Source organism: Streptomyces sp. NPDC048270 (genome assembly GCF_040652335.1).
GTDB lineage: Bacteria > Actinomycetota > Actinomycetes > Streptomycetales > Streptomycetaceae > Streptomyces.
Genome location: NZ_JBEZLV010000002.1, coordinates 134,907 through 159,005 on the forward strand (window position 1 = coordinate 134,907; position 24,099 = coordinate 159,005).

At 73.5% G+C, this 24,099-nt stretch carries 21 protein-coding genes; 7 read left to right on the plus strand and 14 right to left on the minus strand.

The features are described from left to right. Nucleotides 1–67: 67 nt before the first annotated feature. Nucleotides 68–814 (plus strand): hypothetical protein, encoded by a 747-nt coding sequence (locus AB0D66_RS02065; RefSeq protein ID WP_362295225.1) that lies wholly within the window; start codon nucleotides 68–70, stop codon nucleotides 812–814. Nucleotides 815–901: 87 nt separating this feature from the next. After that, complete coding sequence (locus AB0D66_RS02070) at nucleotides 902–3,172, plus strand: hypothetical protein (RefSeq protein WP_362295228.1); 2,271 nt, start codon at nucleotides 902–904, stop codon at nucleotides 3,170–3,172. A gap of 66 nt (nucleotides 3,173–3,238) precedes the next feature. Here the strand turns inward: AB0D66_RS02070 and AB0D66_RS02075 are convergent, their stop codons facing one another. Next, on the minus strand, nucleotides 3,239–5,080 hold the full coding sequence (locus AB0D66_RS02075; protein ID WP_362295231.1) for an NHL domain-containing thioredoxin family protein: 1,842 nt from the start codon (nucleotides 5,078–5,080) through the stop codon (nucleotides 3,239–3,241). A gap of 74 nt (nucleotides 5,081–5,154) precedes the next feature. Between AB0D66_RS02075 and AB0D66_RS02080 the strand changes: the two genes are divergently transcribed. Then, entirely contained in the window at nucleotides 5,155–5,871 is a 717-nt protein-coding gene (locus AB0D66_RS02080) for a hypothetical protein (RefSeq protein WP_362295234.1), read from the plus strand. 138 nt (nucleotides 5,872–6,009) lie between these two features. On the opposite strand, the gene AB0D66_RS02085 is transcribed toward AB0D66_RS02080, so the two are convergent. Both AB0D66_RS02085 and AB0D66_RS02090 read right to left on the minus strand, forming a co-directional pair. After that, nucleotides 6,010–6,531: a DUF4240 domain-containing protein gene (locus AB0D66_RS02085; RefSeq protein ID WP_362295237.1), complete on the minus strand. Its 522-nt coding sequence runs from the start codon at nucleotides 6,529–6,531 to the stop codon at nucleotides 6,010–6,012. 28 nt (nucleotides 6,532–6,559) lie between these two features. Further along, a complete protein-coding gene (locus AB0D66_RS02090; RefSeq protein WP_362295240.1) occupies nucleotides 6,560–7,360 on the minus strand; it encodes a hypothetical protein in 801 nt (266 codons plus the stop codon). A 32-nt stretch (nucleotides 7,361–7,392) separates the two neighbouring features. Between AB0D66_RS02090 and AB0D66_RS02095 the strand changes: the two genes are divergently transcribed. Then, on the plus strand, nucleotides 7,393–7,887 hold the full coding sequence (locus tag AB0D66_RS02095; RefSeq protein WP_362295243.1) for an LURP-one-related family protein: 495 nt from the start codon (nucleotides 7,393–7,395) through the stop codon (nucleotides 7,885–7,887). A gap of 54 nt (nucleotides 7,888–7,941) precedes the next feature. Here the strand turns inward: AB0D66_RS02095 and AB0D66_RS02100 are convergent, their stop codons facing one another. Both AB0D66_RS02100 and AB0D66_RS02105 read right to left on the minus strand, forming a co-directional pair. Beyond that, nucleotides 7,942–8,604 carry a GNAT family N-acetyltransferase gene (locus tag AB0D66_RS02100; RefSeq protein ID WP_362295246.1) on the minus strand — a complete coding sequence of 221 codons (663 nt, stop codon included), beginning with the start codon at nucleotides 8,602–8,604 and terminating at the stop codon, nucleotides 7,942–7,944. Continuing rightward, the gene (locus tag AB0D66_RS02105) at nucleotides 8,601–9,398 is read right to left on the minus strand and encodes a carbon-nitrogen family hydrolase (RefSeq protein WP_362295249.1); all 798 of its coding nucleotides are present in this window, start codon (nucleotides 9,396–9,398) and stop codon (nucleotides 8,601–8,603) included. The genes AB0D66_RS02100 and AB0D66_RS02105 overlap by 4 nt, the downstream gene beginning before the upstream one ends. A 156-nt stretch (nucleotides 9,399–9,554) precedes the next feature. Between AB0D66_RS02105 and AB0D66_RS02110 the strand changes: the two genes are divergently transcribed. Then, on the plus strand, nucleotides 9,555–10,379 hold the full coding sequence (locus tag AB0D66_RS02110; RefSeq protein WP_069921006.1) for a maleylpyruvate isomerase family mycothiol-dependent enzyme: 825 nt from the start codon (nucleotides 9,555–9,557) through the stop codon (nucleotides 10,377–10,379). Between the two features lie 277 nt (nucleotides 10,380–10,656). On the opposite strand, the gene AB0D66_RS02115 is transcribed toward AB0D66_RS02110, so the two are convergent. From AB0D66_RS02115 to AB0D66_RS02125, 3 genes are read right to left on the minus strand one after another with little or no spacing between them, the layout of a single operon-like run. Then, nucleotides 10,657–11,685: a helix-turn-helix domain-containing protein gene (locus tag AB0D66_RS02115; protein WP_362295254.1), complete on the minus strand. Its 1,029-nt coding sequence runs from the start codon at nucleotides 11,683–11,685 to the stop codon at nucleotides 10,657–10,659. A 59-nt stretch (nucleotides 11,686–11,744) separates the two neighbouring features. After that, the gene (locus tag AB0D66_RS02120) at nucleotides 11,745–13,085 is read right to left on the minus strand and encodes an MFS transporter (protein WP_362295257.1); all 1,341 of its coding nucleotides are present in this window, start codon (nucleotides 13,083–13,085) and stop codon (nucleotides 11,745–11,747) included. After that, nucleotides 13,082–13,738, minus strand: a complete 657-nt coding sequence (locus tag AB0D66_RS02125; protein WP_362295260.1) for a GntR family transcriptional regulator — start codon at nucleotides 13,736–13,738, stop codon at nucleotides 13,082–13,084. The genes AB0D66_RS02120 and AB0D66_RS02125 overlap by 4 nt, the downstream gene beginning before the upstream one ends. 209 nt (nucleotides 13,739–13,947) lie before the next feature. Here AB0D66_RS02125 and AB0D66_RS02130 point away from each other — a divergent pair, with 209 nt between their 5' ends. Continuing rightward, nucleotides 13,948–15,123: a DUF418 domain-containing protein gene (locus tag AB0D66_RS02130; RefSeq protein WP_362295264.1), complete on the plus strand. Its 1,176-nt coding sequence runs from the start codon at nucleotides 13,948–13,950 to the stop codon at nucleotides 15,121–15,123. Between the two features lie 89 nt (nucleotides 15,124–15,212). On the opposite strand, the gene AB0D66_RS02135 is transcribed toward AB0D66_RS02130, so the two are convergent. Together AB0D66_RS02135 and AB0D66_RS02140 are read right to left on the minus strand one after the other, a co-directional pair. Further along, entirely contained in the window at nucleotides 15,213–15,929 is a 717-nt protein-coding gene (locus AB0D66_RS02135) for a hypothetical protein (protein WP_362295266.1), read from the minus strand. Next, a complete protein-coding gene (locus AB0D66_RS02140) occupies nucleotides 15,911–17,125 on the minus strand; it encodes a C1 family peptidase (RefSeq protein ID WP_362295268.1) in 1,215 nt (404 codons plus the stop codon). Before AB0D66_RS02140 ends, AB0D66_RS02135 begins: the two co-directional genes overlap by 19 nt. 239 nt (nucleotides 17,126–17,364) lie before the next feature. Here AB0D66_RS02140 and AB0D66_RS02145 point away from each other — a divergent pair, with 239 nt between their 5' ends. Then, the gene (locus AB0D66_RS02145; protein WP_362295271.1) at nucleotides 17,365–17,784 is read left to right on the plus strand and encodes a PPOX class F420-dependent oxidoreductase; all 420 of its coding nucleotides are present in this window, start codon (nucleotides 17,365–17,367) and stop codon (nucleotides 17,782–17,784) included. Nucleotides 17,785–17,878: 94 nt separating this feature from the next. Here AB0D66_RS02145 and AB0D66_RS02150 read toward each other — a convergent pair whose 3' ends face one another. From AB0D66_RS02150 to AB0D66_RS02165, 4 genes are all read right to left on the minus strand, one after another. Continuing rightward, complete coding sequence (locus tag AB0D66_RS02150; protein WP_362295273.1) at nucleotides 17,879–20,638, minus strand: PKD domain-containing protein; 2,760 nt, start codon at nucleotides 20,636–20,638, stop codon at nucleotides 17,879–17,881. Between the two features lie 175 nt (nucleotides 20,639–20,813). Next, the gene (locus tag AB0D66_RS02155) at nucleotides 20,814–21,578 is read right to left on the minus strand and encodes a hypothetical protein (protein WP_362295275.1); all 765 of its coding nucleotides are present in this window, start codon (nucleotides 21,576–21,578) and stop codon (nucleotides 20,814–20,816) included. Between the two features lie 26 nt (nucleotides 21,579–21,604). Further along, a complete protein-coding gene (locus AB0D66_RS02160) occupies nucleotides 21,605–22,570 on the minus strand; it encodes a GNAT family N-acetyltransferase (protein WP_362295277.1) in 966 nt (321 codons plus the stop codon). A gap of 116 nt (nucleotides 22,571–22,686) precedes the next feature. Continuing rightward, nucleotides 22,687–24,093: a dihydrolipoamide acetyltransferase family protein gene (locus AB0D66_RS02165; protein WP_362295279.1), complete on the minus strand. Its 1,407-nt coding sequence runs from the start codon at nucleotides 24,091–24,093 to the stop codon at nucleotides 22,687–22,689. Nucleotides 24,094–24,099 lie beyond the last annotated feature (6 nt).

The window sequence follows — 24,099 nt, forward strand, 5'->3', positions numbered from 1 at the left end:
CGTGACCCGCGGCCCGAGCTATCACAGGCGAGGCTCCAGTAATTCCGATTTGCAAACTGGAGTGCAAATGTCTACCTCGACGACCCTTCCCGCTCTCGCCGCGAACGGCGAGAGCCCCTACGGGTCCACGCCGTTCACCGTTGTCCGCCTCGGCCCTCCCGGCCCGCAGCCCGGGACCGTCTCCTTCGTGGTTCCCTCGGGTGACCGCGCCGTCGGTACCGTCGGGTGCCTGGCCATGGATCTCGGCAAGGTCCCGGAGGCCGCGAAGACGTGGCTGTTCCTCCGACGCGAGCTGTACGCCGACCGGTCGGTGCGCGTCCTGCGCACCGACCGGCTCGACGCCAGCGATCTGGCGAGCGGGCGCGGTCGGCCGCAGCTCACGTCGCGTGGCCTCCAGCGGTTCGAGAAGCGCGGTTACCGGGGCGTGTTCCCCCGTGGCCTCAGCACGGTCGGCACGATGCCCGGCACCACTTCTAGCACCGCCTTCCGCCACGACACCTCGTCGGCCCAGATGAGCGAGCTGTACCTGGACCGGCTCCTCGGCGCGCACGCCGAGACGGGCACCCCCGCCGTCGCGGTCGTACCCGCCGGAGGGCTCCGGTCCTCGTGGCGCAGGGCCAACTCGTCCCGCGTGGAGGAGGACTCGGCGCTCACGGCGACCCTCTTCCCGGACGCCTCCGCCGTCGGGCTCCTCCTGGAGGCCACGGGGTTCCCCGCGTACGGAGCCTTCCTGCACCAGAAGCGGGACCGCGGCTCCGCCTCCGGCCTGCTCTCGGCCCACCTCCCGGAGGCCGCTCCCCCCGTCGCGCTCTGACACGCACGCGCCAGCCGGGTCGGGCCTGCGGGCCCGGCCCGGCTGGGCCGCACCCCACGCCCGACCTCACCACGGAGGCCTTCACCCATGCCCCTGCTCTCGCCCCGGTCCACCACGGTCCGCTGGGGGTCCGACACCTTCCTCGTTTCCAACATCGAGCACGACCTTCCGGGGCAAGCCGATAAGGCCGTCCACCAGAAGGCCGTCGCGGCCGGAACCGCCAACCCGGCGACCCTGCTGTCCGAAGCGGCGTGGGAGGCGGTGGCCCGTGCCACCACCAGGCCCGACAACCTCGCGGTACAGCTGCAGCCGACCTCCCAGGCGCCCTCCGGGCTCCTGATGGAGGAGAACGTCGAAGGCGCGACCCTGCGGTCGGTCGTCACCCGGGTCCACCTCAACGAACTGCTGCCCGGCATCCAGCCCCGCACGGGCATGGCCGTGATGGAGACCCCCGATCCCCTGGTGCAGGGGATCACGGACGGGAACCGTCCCCGCTCGACGGTCCGCTACCAGTACCGGGACCTCGACCACCTGCGGAACCACGTGTGGCAGACGATTCACGGCACGCTGTCGCTCAACAGCTACGCGCCCTCCATCCTGGCCCGCAAGGTCACCCGCAACCTGATCACGCACCCGGTCGAGATCGCCTTCGAGGACGGCACCGAGTCCTTCCACACCGTGGTCACCCGCGACGGCATCACCCGGCTGGCCAGTGCCTGGGCCGTGCTGGCCGGTCCCGAGGCGGACGCGGCCGAAGCGGCCACGACCGCGGTGGACGCGCTGTTCGCGAAGGTGCCGGCCAAGGCACCCGGCGGATCCGGTGGCTCCCTGGGAGAGCGGCTGGCGGCCGCCCGGGAGCGGTGGCGCCGGTCCATCCGGGAGGAGTTCACCCGGGAGATGGCCGCGACGGAGCCGGGGCTCCGCGCCGTCCAGATCGCCCAGACGTACGTGCTGCCCGCGCAGATCGCCGTCGGGGTGGAAGGGCACCCTGGCCGGCTGCTCGCGGCGGAGGACATCTTCGACGACGCGATCAGGTCGGTCCTGGCCAGCGTCCACGTGGAGTTCAAGCAGTGGGACGCGGCTGCCCAGAACATGGAAGTCGCCACCCGCGCGCTCAAGCGCGTGATCCAGCAGGGGGACTCCCTGGTCTCGCAGGGCGATCTCCAGACCGTCTACGGCCTCGCGGTCGGCCGGATACCGGTGGAGGAGATCACCGGGCTCTTCAACGGCACGCCCCCGGGCACCGCCTTGTGGCGAAGCATCTACCTCGTACACGCCCTGACCCGGCCGGAGCTGCTCGAAAGGCTGAAGGACCAGGCCAAAGCGATCAAGGGCGGCAAGCGCATGGGGCTGAAGGGGTTCGCGGAACTCCTGGGCCCGCTCATCGACGTACCGTGGCGCAGCCACAAGAAGCTGGTCACGACGCAGGCCCGCAACGCCTGGAACAACGGCGGTGTGCTCACCGCCGATGTCACGAAGGACTGGGACCCTGTCCCGACGGACGACTTCACCGAGCTCGTCGCGCCTGCCCTAGCGGGTGACAAGAACGCCCGCTGCACCTTGGCCGTGGCCGGCGGTGTGGCCCTCATCGCCGACAAGCTGCTGACGCGCAACGTCGGCTCTGGGCTGACGACCGCGAAGGCGAACGGCGGCGTACCCTTCCGCGCCGACGTCAACCAGGTGATCGAGGACCTGTCACGGCAGGACAACGAGCTCGGCCTGTGGACCCTCGCCCTGGTCGCGAACCGGTTCCGCAGCGACGCCCTGCCCACCAACGCCGTGACCATGCGCCAGCTCATCCACAAGCGCGACGCGGCCGACGGCGCCCAGGACGCCTACATCCACTTCAAGACCGACCTCGGGGAGGACGACAAGATCGCGCGGGATGCGGACGGCGTACCGCAGCCCCTGCTGCAGTGGGACGTCGTCGGGGCGTCCAACCCGGAGCGGGCCCGCAAGCTCCACCCCGGTCCGGCGCCCGCGGCGCCGGGCTCGTCGGCGGCAGAGCCCGGCGCCGAGCCGCTCGACGGCGACACCGGCACGGGTACGGGTACCCATGCGGACGCCGACACCGAGGCCGACGAGTCGGTGGACTCCCGGCCCCCCAGCCAGAAGGCCGCCGACCAGCGGCAGGTGCTCCGCGAGGGCGTGGCCACCGCACGGGACGCGCTCGACCGGCTCCACCTGCTCGAACGAGAGGTGGGCTCGCACACTCCCGTCATCCCGCAGACGCTCCTGGACGAACTGCTGGCCTCGCTGATCGGCCTGCAGACCGACATCGAGAACCTCCGCCGGAAGATCACACCGGACGAGGAGGCGGACGAGGAGACGGTCGAGGAGGACGGGGACCTCCAGTGACCCGGTCCTGAGGAAGAGCAGGGCCCGGACCGGCAGAACGCCGGTGCGGGCCCGCACGCGTTCCGGCTACTGATCGTCCATCCCGGCGAGGACGAGGGGCAGCCGCGTGGCCCCGGCCGCGGCGATGCGGACCGGGACGCCCCAGTCCTGCTGGTGGACGTGGCAGGCCGGGTACTCGTTGGCCGGGTCGTCGTCGCAGGACGCCGCCATCGCGGAGACGTGCAGCACGCCCTCGGTGACCTCCGGGTTCAGGGCGAGCTCCCGGGACAGGTCGGTCCCCGGGCCCTCGCCGGCCGTGAGGAGCCCGGGCGGGGTCGAGGAGACCAGCAGGCGCGTCGAGGGGCCGTAGCGGGTGTCCAGCTTCTGGCCGGCCGGGGCCTGGAACACCACGTCGAGGCGGAGCGTGCCGGGCGCCACCTCGGTGGCGGCGCGCTGCGTGCGGTGGGCGACCGCGTCCACGCGTACCGCGTCCTCCGGAAGCCGCAGCCGGGTCAGCCGGTGCCGGGCGGACTCGACGACCACGATGTCCTCGCCGACCAGGACGGCGTCGCTGGGCTCGCGCAGGTCGGTGGCGAGCGTCGAGACCTCGCCGGAGGCGGGGTCGAAGCGGCGCAGCGCGTGGTTGTACGTGTCGCACACCGCGACCGAGCCGTCGGGCAGGGCGGTGACCCCGAGCGGGTGCTGGAGCAGGGCCTGTCCGGCGTCCCCGTCCCGGTGCCCGAAGTCGAACAGCCCCGTCCCGACGGCGGACGTGACGACGTATCCGTCGGCGGTGTCCTGCACGTACCTGAGGGCGCTGGTCTCGGAGTCGGCGACCCACAGCCGGTCCCCGGCGGCCGCGAGCCCGGAGGGCTGGGCGAACCAGGCCTCGGCGGCCGGCCCGTCGTGCAGCCCCTCGTTGGTCGTCCCCGCGGCGACCTCGACGGTCCCCCCGGCCGGGTCCCACGTCCACAGCTGGTGCACGCCCGCCATGGCGATCCAGACCTTGTCCTGCCACCAGGCCACGTCCCACGGCGAGGACAGGTCCACCTCGAGCGCGGGCCCGGAGGTGGGCGAGCCCTGCCACCACTGGCGTCCGGTGCCGGCGACGGTCTCCACGGCCCCGGTCCGCGGGTCGAACACGCGCAGGGCGTGGTTGACGGTGTCGGCGACGACCACCCGCCCGTCGGGCAGCAGCGCCAGCCCCTGCGGCTCGCTGAAGCTCCCGGAGGTGAACCCGCGCTCCCCGCTGCCGATGCGCCGCACGACGCTCTCCGCGTCGGGCGCCAGCTCCACCAGCTGGTGCCGGGTCGAGTCGGACACCAGGAGGTTCCCGCCGGGCAGCACCAGCGCCTTCCCGGGGAACCGCAGGTCGCTCGCGACCGGCTCCGGAGCCACGTACGGCCCGTCCCCGCGCCGCAGCGTCCCCTTGGCCTCGTGCGCGGCCTCCAGCTCCTCGACGAGCCGCTCGATGGCGTGCGCGTGCCCCTCACCGGCGTGCTGCGCGACGACGTACCCCTCGGGGTCGATCACCACGAGCGTGGGCCAGGCCCGGACGGCGTACTGCTTCCAGGTCGCCAGCTCCGGATCGTCCAGCACGGGGTGGTGCACCTCGTACCGCTCGACGGCGTCCACGACGGCGGCGTGCTCGGCCTCGTGCACGAACTTCGGCGAGTGCACCCCGATGATCACGACGGTGTCGCGGTGCTTCTCCTCCAGCTCGCGCAGCTCGTCGAGGACGTGCAGGCAGTTGATGCAGCAGAAGGTCCAGAAATCAAGAATGACAATGCGTCCTCGCAGGTCGGCGAGGGTGTACGGCTTGCCACCGGTGTTGAGCCAGCCGCCCTTGCCGATCAGCTCGGGGGCACGGACACGGGCACGCTTGCGGGGTGCGGGCGCAGGGGTGGGCGCCGAGGCAGCATCGTTCATCCTTCAAGCTTGCCATCCGGGTATGAACGCCGGATCACACGCGTACGGCAGGACCTACGACAGGGGAGCGAAGGTTGGCTACGGACGAGGACGAGACGACTGCCGGCGAGACGGCGCGGACGGTGCAGGGGTTCATGGCGCTGCCGGGGCCGGTGGAGGACCGTAGGGAGGTGTTCGCCGGATGCGTGGCGGAGGTCGTCCGGGTCCTCGGGCTCGATGTCGCTCACGAGCCGCAGCCCGGCGACCCACGCACCCGGGTGAACCATGCTCGGACGGCGTTGTACAAGGCCTGCCGCCGGGACCTGATCCTTTCCGAGGAGTCCTTCCCGACGCTGATCAAGGCAGCCGTCTACGACCCCGACCCGAGCTTCAACCGCCATTTCCTCGAGCCGGCGCTGAACGCGTTCGGGCGCGGGCGGGTCCAGGCCTCGCTGCTCGGATACCTGCGGACGGGCACGGACCTCGAGCGGGCGGGCGCGGCGAATGCCTGGTACTGGTCGGCTCTACCCCTGCGTATGCCCACCGTACGGGCTGAGCACCCCGCAGCCACCGGTCCGGCGGAGCCCGACGACGCCGCAACCGTGAGGGCCGCGTGGTACGAAACCGCGTTGCGCGAGTTCGTGAGCAACGAGCACCTGGACGTCCGGCGCTGCATCCTGCCGGGCCTGCCGCTCCGGAAGTCGGCCTACCCGCCGGAGCTGCACGACCTGGTGGACGCGGCCGTGGCGATAGCCCGGTCCCATCCGGACGAGTACATCCGCCACCGCGTGGAGCACCAGGTCGGCGACTGACACCCTCACTGGGCACGCTCGACCACGGCGACTTCCGAGAACTCCCGCACGAAGGTCATGTGACCGGTCCGGGCCCGGGTGCTCGATACACATATCCGTGCACACGTCCGCGTTCCCGATCGGCGCGGCAGTCGGGTTCTAGTCGAACAGGGCGCTCAGGCGCGGGAGGCGGGCCGCGGTTTGCGCGGTGTCGTCGAAGTCGAAGTCCCAGGCCGGGTCCAGGGGCGGGTAGCTGATCGTGAAGGAGTCCGCCGGGAGCTCGCGGCCCGTGGCGCTCTCGTAGGCGGTCCAGGCGATGGAGAGCGCCTCCTCGTCGGCCAGTTCCAGGCCCTCCCGCGCGGCCTCGCGGACCGCCGGGTGGGAGGCCAGCGAGTCGGGATCGGCCAGGGCCGCCTCGAAGGCGTCCTGGCCCTGGGTGAGGAGCCAGCCGCGGAAGTAGTCGAAGCCGTCGTCCGAGCAGCCGCCGTTGATCACGTAGGCCGCGGCCCAGAGGGGGCTGCGGTAGGACTCCGCCAGCAGGTCCCACAGCACCTGCTGGGCCCCGGCCACCTCCGCCTCCGGGAGGCGTGCGAGCAGCGCCGCCGCACGCTCCGCCACCAGGTCCTGCGCCGCCTCCGCGCGCGCCGTGTCGATCAGCTTCCAGAACGTCTGCTTGTCCATGGACAGAGCCTCGCACCCGGCTCTGACATCAGGTGAGGAAGGAGTGGAGAGATCCGGCGAGTGATGTGACGAACGCGTCCCGGACGGCGGGCGGGACCAGGTCCAGCGACAAGTACGGGTTCAGGTCCTCCAGTTCGACGAGGAGGAGTTCGCCCGACGGCGCCCGGCAGGCGTCCACGCGCTGGATGCCGTGGCGAAGCGTGTTCCACTCGACGAAGGTCCGGGCGAACTCCAGGTCCGCGCCGGTGGGTTCGTACGGTGTCAGCTCCCAGCGGCGGTCCGGGTCCGGGGCGTGGAGGGCGTACTGGAAGGCGTCGTCGACGAAGTAGAAGGACACCTCGTACGCGAAGTCGATGCGGGGCTGGATGAGCATCTCGCCCGCCGGGCCGGACGGCTGCGCGGTGAAGGTCAGGCCGATGGAGTCGGCGCCCTGCTTGGGCTTGACCGCGTACGAGGGGACCTGGGGCAGCTCCGCCAGCCGGGCCGGGTCGTCGATCGTCGGGATCACCGGGTACCCGGCGGCCGTGAGGTCGAGCAGGTACTGCTTGCCCGCCATGTCGCCGCGGCCCGTGAGCGGGTTGTAGACGCGGGTGCCGGCGGCGAGCGCGGCGGCGCGGAAGGAGTCGTAGGCCTCCTGGTAGTGCAGCACCGGCCCGCTGTTGCGCACGATCACCGCGTCGAAGCCGGGCATCAGCCGCTCCGCGTCCAGCGGATGGCACAGGGCCAGCGGGAAGTGCTCGCGCAGCCGGGCGGTGAGGAAGGTGTCCTCGTCGCCGTAGCGGCGGCCGCGCGCCGGATAGGCCAGGTCGGTGACGTAGAGCAGGGGCATGAGGGCAACCTATCGCGGGCACGGATCAGCGCATGAAATACCTCGTACGGGACAAAGTGCTGGCCATCGGGGACGACTACTGGATCGAGGACGAGGACGGGCGCCACGCCTTCCTCGTCGACGGGAAGGCCCTGCGGGTCCGCGACACCCTGGAGCTCAGGGACCCGGACGGCCGGATCCTGATCACCCTGCGGGAGAAGATGCTCTCCTTCCGCGACGCGATGACCCTGGAGCGGGACAACCGCCGGCTGGCCGTCATCCGGCGCAAGCGGCTCTCGCTGCTGCGCGACCACTACCGCGTGACGCTGGCCGAGGGCACCGAGCTCGACGTCAGCGGGCGGATCCTGGACCGCGAGTTCAAGGTCGAGTACGAGGGCGAGCTGCTCGCCCTGATCTCGCGCCAGTGGTACCGGATCCGCGACACCTACGCGGTCGACGTGATCCGCGAGGACGCCGACGCGGCCCTGCAGATCGCGGTGGCGGTGTGCGTGATCCGGATGGCCGAGAAGGAGCGCGAGGACGGGTAGCGCCGCCCCCTCCCGTCCGGCGTCAGGCGGGCGGCGGCGCGTAGCGGTCCGGCGTCAGGCGGGCGGCGGCGGGGCCGCGTAGCAGTGGACGCTGACCGTCCGGTCCGGGCCCCACCGCTGTTCGACGGTGGCCAGGCGGCTCCAGCCGAGGCGCTCGTACAGGGCGGCCGCCGCCGTGTCGGAGGCCAGGACGTCGAGGACGGGGTGCAGCGCGCGCCCCCGCGCCTCGCGTACGGCCCGCTCCAGCAGCAGGGCGCCGGTCCCCCGGCCGCGGTCCGCGGGCGAGACGAACAGGCGGCTGATCACGGCGGTGCGCGCGACGGGCACCCCCGCGAGGCGGCTCCACAGGGCGGCCGCCGCGTCGGCGGCTCCGCTGCGGGCGAGGCCGATGTGGCCGCTCACGCGGCCCTCGCGGTGCGCCACCCAGGCGTCGAGCAGGGCGGGCGGGGCCAGCCACCGCGCGGGCCGGTCGGGCCAGTCCAGCGGGTAGCCGTCGTGCGCGTGGACGTCGGCGAGCACCGCGACGCACGCGTCGAGGTCGGAGGGCTCGCGCCGCCGCAGGCCCTGGGCCTGCGCGTGGGCCTGGGTCTGCGCGTGGGCCTGGGCCTGCGCGTGGGTCTGGGCGTGGGTCTGGGCCTGCGCGTGGGTCTGCGCGTGGGCCTGGGCCTGCGCCCGCCCTCGCGGCCGGGCCGTGGCCCCCGCGGCGTCCCCGGTCACCGGGAGGCCGGCGGGCGCAGTCCCAGTACCCGGTCCTTGAGGGCGGGGAACTGCTCGCGGGTGTCGGGGACCTTCGCCGGGTCGAGGTCGAGGGTGAGGACGTCCTCGCCGGGGCCCGCCTCGGCGAGGACCTCGCCCCAGGGGTCCACCACCAGGCTGTGTCCCGCCTGCTCCACGCCCGCGTGCGTGCCGGCCAGCCCGCAGGCGAGGACGTACGCCTGGTCCTCCACCGCCCGCGCCCGGCTCAGCAGCGTCCAGTGCGAGCGGCGGCGCGCGGGCCAGCCGGCCGCGACGACCATCGTGGTGGCCCCGGCGTCGACCAGTCCGCGGAACATCTCGGGGAAGCGCAGGTCGTAGCAGGTGGCGATGCCGAGGGTCTGTTCCGGCAGCTCCACCGTGGTCAGGGAGTCGCCCGCAGCCATCAGCACGGCTTCGCCCTGATCGAAGCCGAACCGGTGGATCTTGCGGTAGGTGGCGGCCAGCTCGCCCTCGGGGGAGAGCACGAGGGTGGTGTTGTACAGGGAGCCGTCGCCGGCGCGCTCGACGACCGAGCCCGCGTGCAGCCAGACCCCGGCGTCGCGGGCGGCCCCGGACATGGCCGCGTAGGTCGGGCCGTCCAGCGGTTCCGCCTCGGTCTCGAACTGCTCGTAGGCGAAGGCGCCGACCGTCCACAGCTCGGGCAGGACGACGAGGTCGGAGCCCGCCTGCTCCCGTACGAGTTCGGCCACGCGGGAGCGCCGGGAATCCACCGACTCGCCCTCGTTCACTGCGATTTGAATCAGCGAGGCGCGCACATTACCACCGTCCTGGCCTTCCAGCCGTCAACTCGGGCCTACGATCGTCACACGAAAGCACTGCCGGGGTGCTCACCGGCAGCGTAGTTTTGGAAACCGAGTCTGACGTCCAGAGCTTCCAGAACGCGCCACTGAACAGCACCGCGAGGGGTCCCGTTGACCGTCCATCCCAGCCTTCAGCCCTATGCCGACGCGTGGACGCACTCCATCGAGGCGATATCCGAGCTGGTCCTTCCGTTGACGGAGGGCGAGTGGAACCGGGCGACGCCGTGCCCGGGCTGGTCGGTCCGTGACGTCGTGTCGCACATCATCGGCATCGAATGCGAGCAGCTCGGAGACCCGCGGCCGATCCACACCGTGGCCCGCGACCTGCGGCACGTGGTGGACGAGTTCAGCCGGTACATGGAGGTGCAGGTCGACGTGCGGCGCCACCACACCGCGCCGGAGATGACCTCGGAGCTCGAGTACACCGTCATCCGGCGGTCGCGGCAGCTGCGCAACGAGAAGCGGGATCCGGACACGATGGTGCGGGGCCCGCTGGGCGACCAGGTGACGCTGGAGCAGGCGCTGCGGCTGCGGGCGTTCGACGTGTGGGTGCACGAGCAGGACCTGCGGGCGGCGCTGGGCGTGCCGGGGAACTGGGACTCGCCGGGCGCGTACGTGGCACGGGACCTCCTGCTCGCCGGGCTGCCGAAGGTGGTCGCGAAGCGGGCGGGGGCGCCGGCGAACTCGGCGGTGGTGGTCGACGTGCACGGCGCGCTGGAGTTCATGCGGACCGTACGGGTCGACGCGGAGGGGCGGGGGACGGTGGACAAGGCCCCGTCGCTGGGCCCGGCCGTGACGCTCACGCTGGACTGGGAGACGTACGTGCGCCTCGCCGCGGGCCGGGTCCGCGCGCACGCCGTGGCCGACCGGGTGAAGGTGGAGGGCGACGCGGAACTGGCCGAGGCCATCCTGGCCGGGTTCGCCGTGACCCCGTAACCGCGGCCTGCGCGCGAGGCCGTGACCCCGTCACCGCGGCCCGCGCGCGAGGCCGTGACCCCGTAACCGCGGCCCGCGCGCGAGGCCGTGACCCCGTCACCGCGGCCCGCCACGCCGCGTCGGCCGATCCGCCCGTGAGCCGCCCGCACGGGCTGCGCGGCCCGCACGGCCTGCGCGGCCTGCGCCGCCCGCCCCGCCCCGCCCCGCCCGCACGGAAGATCAACGGATCCTGCGCGCACGGCACACGCCCCGCGGCCGGCCCTCCCTAGTCTCGTTCTCACCCGGCGCGTCCGGGCGGGGTGGGACGGGGGTCCGCCCCGCCCGGGGCCCGGGTTCGGCGCGCCGCGGCGGCCTCGCGCGCGGCCGCCCACCGGAACTCGGTGGGACTGAGCCCGTACGCGGCGCGGAAGGCGCGGCTGAAGGCCGGGGCGCTGGTGAAGCACCAGCGGGCCGCGATCTCGTGGACGGGCCGGCCGGCCAGCTCGGGGCGGGCCAGATCGGCGCGGGCGCGTTCCAGGCGGCGGCGCCGGACGGCGGCGCCGATGCTCTCGCCCCGCTCGCGCACCAGCGCGTGCAGGCTGCGTACGGAGATGCCGTGCGCGGCGGCGATCAGCCCCGGGGTGAGCGCCGGATCGCCCAGGTTGTGCTCGACGAACCTGTCGATCCGCTCGCGCAGGGCCCGTTCCCGGGCCTCGGCGGGGAGTTCCCCGTAGGCGTCGAGCCGGTGGGCGAGGCAGGCGGCGGCCAGGTCCACGGCCACCGAACCCAGCCGGCGCAGCTCCTGCGGCTCGCAGGCCGAGCCGTGCTCGCCGAGCGAGGAGACGAACCGCGCCAGGACGGCCGCCATGCCGCTGTGCGCGGCGATGCGCCGGCCGAGCAGCCCGTCGACCCTGCCGGAGCGCAGGGGCAGGGCGTCCTTCGGCAGGTGCAGGATGATCGACCGGCTCAAGCCCTCCCCGGGGTGGGCGACGGTCTCCTGGGGGCGGGAGGTGTCCCAGAGGATCATGTCGCCGACGCCGATCTCCTCGTCGCCACCCTGGTGGGACATCCACCACCGGCCGCCGGTGATCAGCGCCAGCTGGTACTGCTCCGGGTCCCCGCGGCGGATCAGGGCGGGTGTGCGGCGCGAGCTCAGCGGCGAGTGCGAGAAGCTGGACACCTGGACGGCGCCGAGGTCCAGCATCGCCGCCTCGGCCCGGAAGTCGGCGGACCGCTCGCTCCTGATGGCCGTGGGTATCAGGGCGGAGGCGACGAGGTCGTTGAACCACTCGAACCTGTCGGCCACCGGCACGCGGTCGGCGGACACACGGCTCCACATTCCGGCAGTCCCCCCTCTGGCAGTGCGCGCGGCCCCGGCCGGCGGGCCTACTGTGACCCGCGCCCGGACGTCTCCGGAAGGGGACACGCCCGAGCGGCCCGCTCCGGTTGCGCGGCCTGCGGCGCGGGGACCACGGCGCGGGCGCCGGCGGCCTCGCGGGCCAGGGCCCGGCCGCGCAGCCGCAGGATCTGGCTGATGCCGAGCGCCTCCACCACGAACACCGTCGAGAACGCGATGCGGTAGTTGTCGCCGGTGGCGTCCAGGAGGACGCCCACGGCCAACAGGGTCGTCATCGAGGCGATGAAACCGCCCATGTTGGTGATTCCGGAGGCGGTGCCCTGACGCTCCGCCGGGTTGGCCGGGCGGGCGAAGTCGAAGCCGATCATCGACGCGGGTCCGCAGGAGCCCAGCACCAGGCACAGGGTGACCAGCAGCCACATCGGGGCCCGGTCGCCGGGGTGGACGAGGACCGCCGCCCAGAGCAGGGACGTCAGGCCCACCGTGCCCAGGGCGAGCGGTATCCGCGCGGACTGGCGGCGGCCGACGACCTGGCCGTAGACGAGGCCGAGCGCCATGTTGGAGGCGACCACCAGCGTCAGCAGGCCGCCCGCGGTGGTCCGCGACAGCCCCTGCGCCTCGACCAGGAACGGCATGCCCCACAGCAGCAGGAACACCATCGCCGGGAACTGCGTGGTGAAGTGCACCCACAGGCCGAGCCGGGTGCCCGGTTCGCTCCAGGACTCGCGGATCTGGCGGCGGACGAAGCCCCCGCCCGTGCCCGGCGCGGCGGGCGGCGCCGCGTGCCCCTCCGGGTGGTCGCGCAGGAACAACACCAGCGGGACCAGGACCACCAGTCCCGCCGCCGCGCTCCCGGCGAAGGCGGGAACCCAGCCGGCCCCGTGCAGGACGGGCGCCAGGACCAGGGTGGAGACGAGGTTGCCCGCCATGCCGACCAGCCCGGCCAGCTGCGCCATCAGCGGACCGCGCCGGGCCGGGAACCACCGGGTGCCGAGCCGCAGCACCGAGATGAAGGTCATGGCGTCGCCGCAGCCCAGCAGGGCCCGGGCGGCCAGCGCCATCTCATACGAGGGGGACAGCGCGAAGCCGAGCTGTCCGGCGGTGAACAGGACGGCTCCGAGCGTCAGCACCCGCTTGGTGCCGAGCCGGTCCACCATCAGCCCCACCGGTATCTGCATCCCCGCGTACACCAGGAGCTGGAGCAGCGAGAAGGTGGCCAGCGCCGAGGCGTTGACGTGGAAGCGGTCCGCGGCGTCGAGTCCGGCCACGCCCAGGCTGGTACGGAAGATCACCGCCACGAAGTAGACGGCGACGCCGATGGACCAGACGGCGACGGCCCTGCGCCCGCCGGGCGGGTCGAGGGCGCTCACCGGGCGTCCCCGCGCATCAGGATGCCGACCCGGCCCAGGTGCGCCCGTACGCAGGCGGCCGCGCGGTCCGCGTCGCCCGCCCGCAGCGCCGCCAGGACCTCGCGGTGCTCGGCGAGGTTCTGCGCGACCCGGTCCGGGTGGGCGTGCATCACCGCGACACCCATCCGCAGTTGCCGGTCGCGCAGCTGGTCGTAGAGGCGGGAGAGGATCTGGTTGCCGGCGTGCCGGACGATCTCGGCATGGAAGCAGCGGTCCTCGGCCGCGAAGGCCGCCAGGTCGCCGCTGTCCGCGTGCCGCTGCTGCGCGCGCAGCAGCTCCGCCAGCCGCTCGAGGAGCGCGGCCGGGGCCGGGACGGCCCGCCGTACGGTGAACTCCTCGACCAGCAGCCGGGTTTCGACCACGTCCGCGATCTCCTGCGCCGAGACGGGCAGGACCAGCGCGCCCTTCTTGGGGTAGAGCCGGATCAGCCCCTCGGTCTCCAGGCGCAGCAGCGCCTCGCGCACCGGCGTGCGGGAGACGCCGACGGCCTCGGCGACCTCGCCCTCGGTCAGGAGCGTGCCGCCCTCGTAGCGGCGGTCGAGGACGCCCTGTTTGACGTGCCGGTAGACGCGGTCGGCGGCGGGCGCCGCGGGGGCTGGGGCGGATGCGGGCATGGGCACAGCATAGATACATGTTGCGTACAGCCTTGTCGTGTCTCAGTATCCAAGACCGCTCCCGGACGGCTTCGAGGACCGCTGCACGCCCCGGTCCGGGACGGCTTCGAGGACCGCCTTCCGAGCGCCCCGCACTGCATCGAAGGATGTACCGCCGGTTCGTCCACCGGCACGACGTACGGAGCCCCGCCCGCCGGGACGCTGGAGTCATGGCCGACACCCTGACCACCGTCCCGGTGAGCCGTACCTCCGCCCGGCTCCCCCTCCTCGACGTCCTGCGCGGCGCCGCCATCCTCGGCACCCTGATGACCAACGTGTGGATCTTCGCCTCGCCCGGTTCGGAGTGGGGCGTGCTCACGGGCGGGCTGACCACCCCGGACCCGGTCGCCGACCCCTCGCCGGCGAACATCGCCGAGAGCGTCTTCCGCTTCCTCGCGGACGGCAAGTTCCTGGCGCTGCTGACGGTCCTGTTCGGGGTCGGCCTGGCCATCCAGTACGACTCCGCCGCCCGCCGCGGCGAGCCGTGGCCCGGCCGCTACCCGCGCCGGGCCGCGTTCCTGTTCCTCGAGGGCACCGTGCACTTCGTGCTCGTCTTCGCCTGGGACGTGCTGATGGGGTACGCCGTCACCGCCCTCCTCGTCGCCTGGCTGCTCGCCCGCTCCGAGAAGGTCCGCCGGCGGGCCCTGTGGACGGCCGCCTCCGTGCACCTGGCCCTGCTCGCCCTGCTGACCCTGGCCGCCCTGAGCGCCCGGGGCGGCTCGCCCGAGGGGCCGGACCCGGCCGCCGTCGAGCTGTACGCGCGAGGGGGCTACGCGGAGCAGATCGCCTTCCGCCTGGAGAACTTCCCCGTCCTGCGCGTCGAGCCCGTCTTCTCCTTCGCCCTGCTCGTGTTCCTCTTCCTGCTCGGCGTCCGGCTGCACCGTGCGGGTGCCTTCACCGCCACCGCCGCGGGCCGCCGCATCCGGGGCCGGATGGCCGCCTGGGGACTCGGCCTCGGACTGCCCCTGAACGCCGCGACCGCCCTCGGCGGGGACGCCTTCTTCCTCCTGGGCCGCTACGGGGCCGCGCCGCTGCTCGCCGTCGGCTACATCGGCCTGATCGGCATCGCCCTGGACCGGCTGTGGATCCCGCGGCCCGTCACCACCGCCCTCGGCTCCATCGGCCGCACCGCCCTGACCTGCTACGTCGCCCAGAACCTGCTGTGCATGCTGCTCTGCTACGGCTTCGGACTGGGCCTGGCAGCACGGTTCGCCGGCACCGGCCCCTGGTGGGTCATGGGCCTGTGGGCGGCCGTCGGGCTGCTCCTCGCCGCCGGGTCGTGGCTGTGGCTGCGCCGCTTCGACCGGGGCCCGCTGGAATCCGTACAGCGGTTCGTGCTCAGGTGACCTCCGCGTCCGGGACGAACCCGTCGTACGGGCCCCGTCCGGGTGGGGCGGCCGGATCCGCGCGCAGCCGGTCCGGGCCCGGCGGCCGCTCACCCGGGGCCGATCACCGCCCCCTCGTGCCAGCCGGCGGCGTCCCGCCAGTAGTGCTGCAGCAGGCGGTCGGTGCGCAGGACGACCACTTCCAGGTTGAACCCGAAACTGCCCTGGAGCATCCCGGTGACCGCCCGGACGCCGTGCCCGAAGACCGCGCCGCGGGTCCACGCCGAGCCGCGCGCGTTGCCGCGCCACCAGTGCTCGACGCGCCCGTCGGCAACGGCCACGCACAGCTCGTAGTTCCCGGCGGTGTCCTCGTCCACCGCCCCGTACTGCGACTCGATCAGGCAGGGCGCCGAGGCGGCCCCGGATCCGAAGACCTCCCCGGCCCGCCAGACGAAGCCGCATCCGTCGTCCCGCCACCACAGCTGCATCCGGCCGTCGGCGCGGGCGGCGACGAGGTCGAGGCGCCGGGAGCGGGTCTGGACGAGGGCGGGGCCGTAGTGGGCGATGCCGGAGGCGAAACGGCCGCCGTCGTTCCAGGCCCAGGGGGCGCCGTTGATCCGCCACCAGTGGTTCAGGCGGCCGTCCGCGGTCCGCACGACCACCTCGAAGTTGCCCGGCTTGCCGTAGTCGCTCTGGATGAAGGCGGGGGTCGAGCCGACGGACGCGTCGCCCGGCCCGAAGGCCCCGCCGTCGCGCCAGACCCCCGCGGACTGCTCGTAGTACCAGTGCCGCAGCCGGCCGCCGGTGGTCACGTGCAGGGACTCCATGTTCCGGTTGTAGGTGGTGCCGGTGAAGGCGGGCGGGCCCGAGGCGTCGCGAAGGTGCCGGCGCGGGCCCACGCGAAGGGGGCGCCGCCCTCGCGCCACCAGTGCTGGAGGCGGCCGCCGCCGGCCCGGGAGAGCAGCTCGAAGTTGCGGTGGCCGCGGCCGTTGCCGCTCTCGTAGACGTTGCCGGTGTGCAGGCGGCGCTTGCTCCACGGGTCGATGTTGGTGCCGCGCAGGCCGCACTTGGCCCAGTAGTCGATGTTGACCTCGCCGTAGGCGATCCGGCCGTAGCCGCCGACGTGGTGGCCGGTGCCCCAGGAGTTCTTGAACAGCCAGCATCCGGCCGCGTCGTCGTACCCGACGACCAGCACGCAGTGGCCGCCCGCGAGCCGGTCGCTGGTGCGGTGGTAGACCCCCGCGCCGAGGGCGAAGAAGTCGTCGTAGACGTCGAAGCAGGCGGTCAGCGGGCCGACGGTGTCCAGCCAGACCTTCTGCTGCTCGACGTCGCCGAGGCGGACGTGGTCCGGGATGCGGACGGTCCGGCCCGAGCGGTCCCAACTGGGCGTGTACTCGGCCCGCCAGGCGTCCCGCCGCGCGGCGGGCAGGCCCTCGGGCGGGGTGCTGTACGGCCAGCACTCCGGGTCGGCGAGCCCGCCGTGGGTCCTGATCCAGTCCAGGGCGGTCTCGGGGTTGCCGCCCTGCCCGCAGCTGGACCTGAGCCCGTCGTGGACGTCCCCCTCGGAGCGCTCCGCCCAGACGCAGTGCTCGATGCGGGCCATGGACTCCACCAGGCCGACGGCGCCGAAGGCCCAGCAGGAGCTTCCCGGGTTCTGGTCCTTCACCCTGGTGATCCAGGGCCGGCCCCAGCGGCTGCGCCAGTCGACGGCGGCGGGCCGCGCGCCCGCCGCCGGGCCGGGGCCCGCCGCCCTGTCGGGGCCCTCCGCCCTGCCGGGGAGCAGCCCGTGGGCGGCCCGGCGCCGGTCGAGGTGCGGGTTGCCGCTCTCGTGGCCGATCAGCGCCCGCAGGTCGACGGCCCGGACGGCCGCGGCGGGGGTCAGGTTCACCCCGGGCTCCAGACCCAGCGAGGGCCGCGGCACGGGCTCCTCGTCGGCCAGGTGCTCGAGGACCGACCACCGGGCCCCGCGCTGCGCGAGCCGTGCCCGCAACTCCCCCGCGGTCTGGACAGACTCCTCCGGCATGGCGGCCCCCCAGCTGCACCCGTTCGGATCCCCGACGGGCGAGCGTCTCCCCGCGCCCGGGCCCCGTCAAGGGGGGCGGGACGGTCGCGCGGTGGCACGAGGGGGCTCCACCCGGCGCTCCGCGTGGGCCCGTCCCCGGGCCGGGCCGGCGGCCCGGGCCCCTCGTCCGCGGCCCGGCCGCGCCCCGACTTCGTGCAGTCGGCGAGCGGATGAAGGGGCTTCCAACTAGCGTGAGCGGCATGACTGTTGAGCTGAACGAGACCGTGCGCGGGCTGCTGGACGCGCCGCATCCCGCCGTCCTTTCGACCATCAACCCCGACGGAAGCCCGCAGAGTTCCGTGGTCTGGGTCTCCCGCGAGGGCGGCGAGCTGCTGATCTCCACCGAGCAGGGCCGCCGCAAGGAGCGCAACATCGCCCGGGACGGGCGGGTCGGGCTGACGGTCTTCGACCTGGCCAACCCCTTCGTGTACGCAGAGATCCGCGGCAGGGCCACCCTCGCCGAGGACGCGGACCGCGCGGTCGCCGTCCGCATCGCCGAGGAGTACCTCGGCCCGGGCGCCGGCAAGGAGTACCAGGACGCCCCGGCCGACACCGTCCGCGTGGTCGTCCGCATCACCCCGGACAAGGTCCTCGGCAACGCGGCGCGCGCCGACGGCTGAGGCGCCGGCCGACGGCTGAGGCGCCGGCACACGGCCGGAGCCCCGGCCTCCGCGGGTGCGGGGGCCGGGGCTCCGGTGCGTGCTGCCGCTGCGGCTAGCCCGCGGTGAAGTAGCCGAGCAGGTCGGTGATCACGTGGTTGGGGCCGCCCCAGCTGTTGAAGACGCTGACCTTGCCGTCCGCCACCGGGGTCGTGACGTGGTTCGGGACGGTCAGGCCAGGCAGCGTGTTCAGGCTGCTCGCGTCCGTGCGCGGGGTACCGAACGCGTGGACGGTCAGGAAGCCCGGACCGGTGGTGTCGGTCGCGGTCACGTTCAGCGCCGCGCCGACCGCGCCGGCCGGCAGGCCCGCCACGGTCGTGGTCGCGCCCGGGGCGACCTTGCCCGTGGTGCGGGTGTCGGCGAGGCGTTTGGCCGGGACCGGGGTGAACAGGGTCTTGCCGTCCTTGCCGTAGAAGCCGACCGCGTCGACGACCAGGTGCGTGGAACCGGCGTTGTTGTAGAGGGTGATCGTCCCGTTCGGGCCCACCGGGACGATGGCCTGGTTGGACTTGTCCTTGCCCGGCTCGGGGTTCAGGTTCGAGGTCGTCGGGCGGTTCGCCGGGTCCGGGTAGGCGATGACGTGCGTGTCCGACGTCGCCCCGGTGCCCGTCAGGTTCAGCGCGACGGCCTTGGCGTCAGCCGGGATGCCGCCCACGCCCGCGACCTTGACGGTACGGGTGGCACCTGCGCCCAGCGCGCCGCCCGAGGTACGGGTGTCGGAGAGGCGGGCCGGGGTGACCGGGCTGAACCGCTCGCCCCCGTTGGGCCGGTAGTAGCCGACGAGGTCCACGATCATGTGGGCCTGGCCGGAGTTGAGCCGCATCCACACCCAGCCGATGTCGTTGACGGGGACGGTCACCGTGTTCGACGAGGTGCCGCCCTTGCGGACGTTGACGTTCGACGTGGTCGGACGGTCCTCGCGGTTCGGCGACACGGTGAGGTGCGTGTCCTGCGAGGCGTCGGTGAGGGTCACGTTGAGGACCACCGCGGCCATGCCGGCCGCGGTCGTGTCCCCCGTCTTGAGGCCCAGCGGCATGCCGACGACGGTGGATTCGCCGCCCTTCAGGTGGCCGCCCCAGTTGCGGGTGTCCTGCACGCGGTAGGGGGTGACCGCCACGTAGCCGGACGGCGCGTAGTCCACCCGCACGGTCTGGGTGGCCGTGACGGTGCCGCCCTTGGTGTCGGTGAGCTTGACCGTCACCTTGTACTCGCCCGGCTTCTCGTACGTGCGCCGGACGCTGGTCGTGGCCCCGTTGTTCGAGGACCAGCCCTCGCCGAAGTCCACCTCCATGTTCTCCACCGGCCACGGCGTCACCGATGCCGAGGCGTCGAAGACGTAGGTCAGCGGAGGGACGTGCTCCTCGGTGTCGCCCGCGGGCGGCAGGACCTGCTTCGCGGTGAAGGCGGCCGTACCCGGGCCCGCCGGGGCCGCCTTGACCCGCCCCTCGGTGGTGACCTTCACACCGGCGGCGTTGACGGCCGTCACCTTGACGACGTAGTCGCCCGGCTTGCCGTAGGTGTGCTTGGCGCTGCCGTGGTCGCCGCCGCCCCGCGGCGCGTCGACCGGGGCCGACCCGTCACCGAAGTCGACCTGGTAGGTGACCGTGGTGGGCCAGCGGCTGTCCGAGACGGCCTGCACCGCCACCTCGGTCCCGACCGGCGCGTGGGTCGGGTCGGCGGTCAGCGAGACACGCGTCAGCCCGTCCTGCACCTCGGTGGCGCCCCGGTCGAGGTACCCGCCGTTCTTCCCGGTGTTGGGCACGAGCGGGTCGTCCACCATCGGCTTGCCGGTGACGTCGGTGAGCAGTACGCCCGGAGCCGTCGCGTCGGCGGAGTCGATGACGAGGGAGCCTTCGTAGTTGCCCACCTTGTCGGACGAATCGGTCACGATGTCCCGCGCACCCTGGCCGGTGGCGGCCTGGAACGCCTTCAGGTCCTTGTACGCGGTACCGGACCAGTTGTAGGGCGCCGGGTAGAACTCGGGATCGGCGGCCACCGCGTTGTAGTCGACACGGGTTCCCGCCGCCGCGCTCTGCGACACCAGGACGGCGGTGCGCGCATCGGGCAGCACACAGCCGCCGTTGGTGAGCACGTTGTTGAACAGGCCGGAAGCGGTCGAGCCGCCGGTCAGCGAGACGGTAGCCGCACAGGTACCGATCAGCGTGTTGTTGGTGACGACGGTGCCGGGCGCGTCCACCGCGGCGACCGCCGGACCGGACTGGCTCAGGATCGTGTTGCGGCTGAGGACGGTGTCGCGGGATCCGCCGTCGATCCGGACCCCGAGCAGCGAAGCGCGGCTGACGCGCACGTTCGAGCTTCCCCCGCCGATCACGAGGGAGTCGAGGCTGCCGTTGCGGCTGTAGACCCGGTCCAGCTCCACGTCGGAGGAGCCCTTGACCTGGACGCCGGCGCCGCGCATCAGCAGTCGGTTCACCGCCACGTGGGAGGCCCCGCTGACGGTCAGCCCCTTGCCGGTGGCCAGGTGTACGTAGGTATTGGGGTTCGGCTGGACGTCGGACACGAAGCTGATCGGCTTGCCCGGCTCGCCGGAGCGGGTGATGGTGACGGCCTCGTCGTACGCCTTGCCCGGCTTGATCCGCACCGTCTGGCCCGGTGCCACGACCTTGGCCGCGGCCGCGATCGAGCAGTACGGGACGGCCTGCGTACCGGCCCCGGCGTCGGAGCAGTTCGAGCCGTCCTGGTTGTTCACGTAGAGGGAGGCCGGGGTCTCGGCGGCGGCCGCGGCGCCGGCCGGAAGACCGAGGAGAGTGACGAGACCTGCGGTCAGCAGGACCGTCGCACGTGTGGGACGCACCAGAAGGGTTTCCTTCATCGAAGAGGTCATTTCCGGCCATCACGGGCGCGGCGCCGCACGACTGGTAGACGTTTCTGTTCCCCCAGCGTCAGTCGGGCGCACGCAAACCCGGGAAGACCAGGCTCATCATCCATTGGCCGAAAGCCGATGTCACCCCCAGGGGGTTGTCCGGCCCCTACGGCAGACGCGGCCGCACCGCCGCCCACGCGTCGACCGCCTCCGCCAGGGGCTCGCCGTCCGGCAGGCAGGGGCGTACCAGGCCCATCCGGGCGATCAGGACCTTGATGCGCCGCAGGTGCACGATGCGCGGGCGCGGCAGGTCGCGCCAGGTGCGGGACTCCGCGGCCGCCTGCTGCGGGGTCAGGTCGATCAGCGCCAGCAGCTCCCGGCACAGGGCCGCCGGGTCGCCGCCGTGCTCCGGCCCGAACTCCCGGATCAGGTAGCCCCGTACGGCCGCCAGCTCGGCCCCGCGGGCCAGCCGGTCCGTCCCCTCGGCCTCCGCGCAGCGCGAGGTGGCGGCCAGCGCCACCCGGCCCCAGCGGAGCCGGAGGGCCTGGGGCACCAGGTCGTCCTGCATCCACCCCACCGCCAGGCTGCGCAGCGCCCGCGGACGGGGCTCGTCGCCGAGGGGCGGGCCGGTGGCCAGCCACTCCTCCAGCTCCTCCAGGGAGTGCCCGTCGGGCGGCACCGAGGTCAGCACCTGCCCCCGGCTGAGCAGCGCGGCCACGGCGCCCGTGAAGTGGACCTTCGCGACGTGTCCGGCGTCGAAGGAGCCGACGGGGCGCCCGTGGCGCTCGATGCGGCGCAGCCCCAGCCGCAGTTCCCCGACTGCGTAGACCTGTCCGGCCCGTGCCACCCCGCCGACGCAGCGGACCACGCACACGCCGCCCGTGACGTCGGCCTCCTCGACGGAGTACACCTGCAACTCGGCTATCGGCACGCCGGGAGGCTACCGGGTCCGTCCCCTCAGCGTGACGGGCCTTCCAGGACCAGCCGGATCTCGGTCACCTCGTACCCGGCCCGGTCGAAGGCGGCCGCCATCGGGACGTTGACGGTGTCGGTGGTCGCGGTGACGCGCTCGGCGCCCGCGGCGGCGTGGAAGCGGGTGATCTCGGCCAGGATCTCGTCGATCAGGCCCCGGCCGCGCTGCTCCGGTACGACGCCCAGGTAGCCCACGTTGCGGTGGTACGGGGTCGCCGAGGGGACGGCCATGCCGGCGAGGGTGCCGTCCGGGAGCTCGGCGAGGCGCCACCAGGAGCGCTCGCCGGGGCAGTCGAGGTAGAAGGCGAAGTCCTCGCGGGCCAGTTGGCGGTGGTCCATCACGCGCAGCTCGTTCTGCGTGCCCAGGTCGAGGCTGCCCTCGGAGAGCCGGGCGAAGGCCTCCAGGAACTCCTCGTCCGTGCCCTCGCGGAAGACCAGCCGGCCGGTGGGCCCGGCCGGGGTTCCGACGGTCGGCGGTACTCCCGGCGGTGGCTGGGGGAGGGTCCACTCGTAGCGCAGGCGCTCGATCTCGGTGGTCAGACCGGCCTCGTTCGCCGCCTTCCGCCGCCAGGCGACGGCCTCGGCCAGGGCAGGGTCGCACTGCCAGTCGCGGGGCAGCGAGAGGTTGTAGAGCGGGAGCCCGCCGAAGGCGGCGTGGCCGGCGGCGAGCAGCCCGGCGGCGAGCGCGGCCGGGTCGGCCACCGAGGCCCGCACCTGGAGGCAGTCGAGCGCGATGGGCCGCTCGCTGTCGGCGCGGCCCCACCACAGGGCGCGGGCCAGGACCTCGCCGTCCTCGTCCTCGGCGAACCAGGTCCATTCGGGGCGCAGCCGGTTCCCGGCGAGCTCCTCACGGATCCGCTCGGCGGTCAGAGCGGGGACGGGGCCCTCTGCCGGATGGGCGAGGGCTCGGTCCAGGTCCGCGGGGTCCGCGGTGGCGGGTCGAAAGCGCATCCGGTGATGATCACATCTGCCGGACGGGCAGGCCAGGGGATTGTCCGCGGGCCGGAAACGGCCGGAGGCCGGCCCCGTGTCGCGGGGCCGGCCTCCGGGGTGTGCGTCGTCGCCCGTCACGCCCAGGTGATCAGGCGGCGGGGGTGTTCCAGGACCGCCGCGATGTCGGCGAGGAACTTGGAGCCGAGCTCGCCGTCGATGAGGCGGTGGTCGAACGACAGCGCCAGGGTGGTGACCTGACGGGGCTTCACCTTGCCCTTGTGGACCCACGGCTGGAGCTTGATCGCGCCGATCGCGAGGATCGCGGACTCGCCCGGGTTCAGGATCGGCGTACCGGTGTCGACGCCGAAGACGCCGACGTTGGTGAGGGTGAGGGTGCCGTTCTGCATGTCCGCCGGGGAGGTCTTGCCCTCGCGGGCCGTGGAGACCAGCTCGGACAGGGCCGTCGACAGCTCGCCGAGCGACTTGGCGTGCGCGTCCTTGATGTTCGGGACGATCAGCCCGCGGGGGGTGGCCGCCGCGATGCCCAGGTTGACGTAGTGCTTGAGCACGATCTCCTGGGCCGCCTCGTCCCAGGACGCGTTGACGTCCGGGTTGCGGCGGATGGCCACCAGCACGGCCTTGGCGATGAGGAGCAGCGGGTTGATCCGCAGCCCCGCCAGGTCCGGGTCGTCCTTGAGCTCCTGGACCAGCTTCATCGTGCGGGTCACGTCGAGCGTGATGAACTCGGTGACGTGCGGCGCGGTGAAGGCGGAGCCCACCATCGCCTGGGCGGTGACCTTGCGGACGCCCTTGACCGGGATACGGGTCTCCCGGGCCGAGGACTCCACGGCCGGGGCCGGGGCCTGGGCGGCCACGGCCGGAGCCTGCGCCGCCACCGGGGCCGGAGCGGCCTGCGGGGCGATCGCCGCGGCGGCCGCCGCGTGGACGTCCTCCCGGGTCACGACCCCGCCGTCACCGGTGGGGACGACGGCGGCCAGGTCGATGCCGAGGTCCTTGGCGAGCTTGCGCACCGGCGGCTTGGCCAGCGGCCGCTCGGCGGCCGCGTGCCCGTTGCCGTTCAGGACCGGGGCGGCGGGGGCGGCCGGAGCCGCGGCGGCCGCCGGGGCGGTGCCGTTCTGCGCGGGCGCGCCCGCCGGAGCCTTGCGCGGGCGGCGCTTGGTGGAGGCGGTGGAGACCCCGTAGCCGACCAGGACGGGCTGGCGCGCCGCGGGGGCCGCCTCCTGCGGCTCGGCGGCGGCCGGGGCCGCCTCCTGGACGGGGGCCTCGGCGGCGTCGCCGGGGCCGGTCTGCACCGAGATGATCACCTGGCCGACGTCGACCGTGGTGCCCTCCTCGAAGAGGAGCGCGTGCACGACACCGTCGAACGGGATCGGCAGTTCCACGGCGGCCTTGGCCGTCTCGACCTCGCAGACGACCTGGCCGTCGGTGACCGTGTCACCCGGCTGGACGTACCACTTGAGGATCTCGGCCTCGGTGAGGCCCTCGCCCACGTCGGGCATCTTGAATTCGCGGATGGTCATGAACGT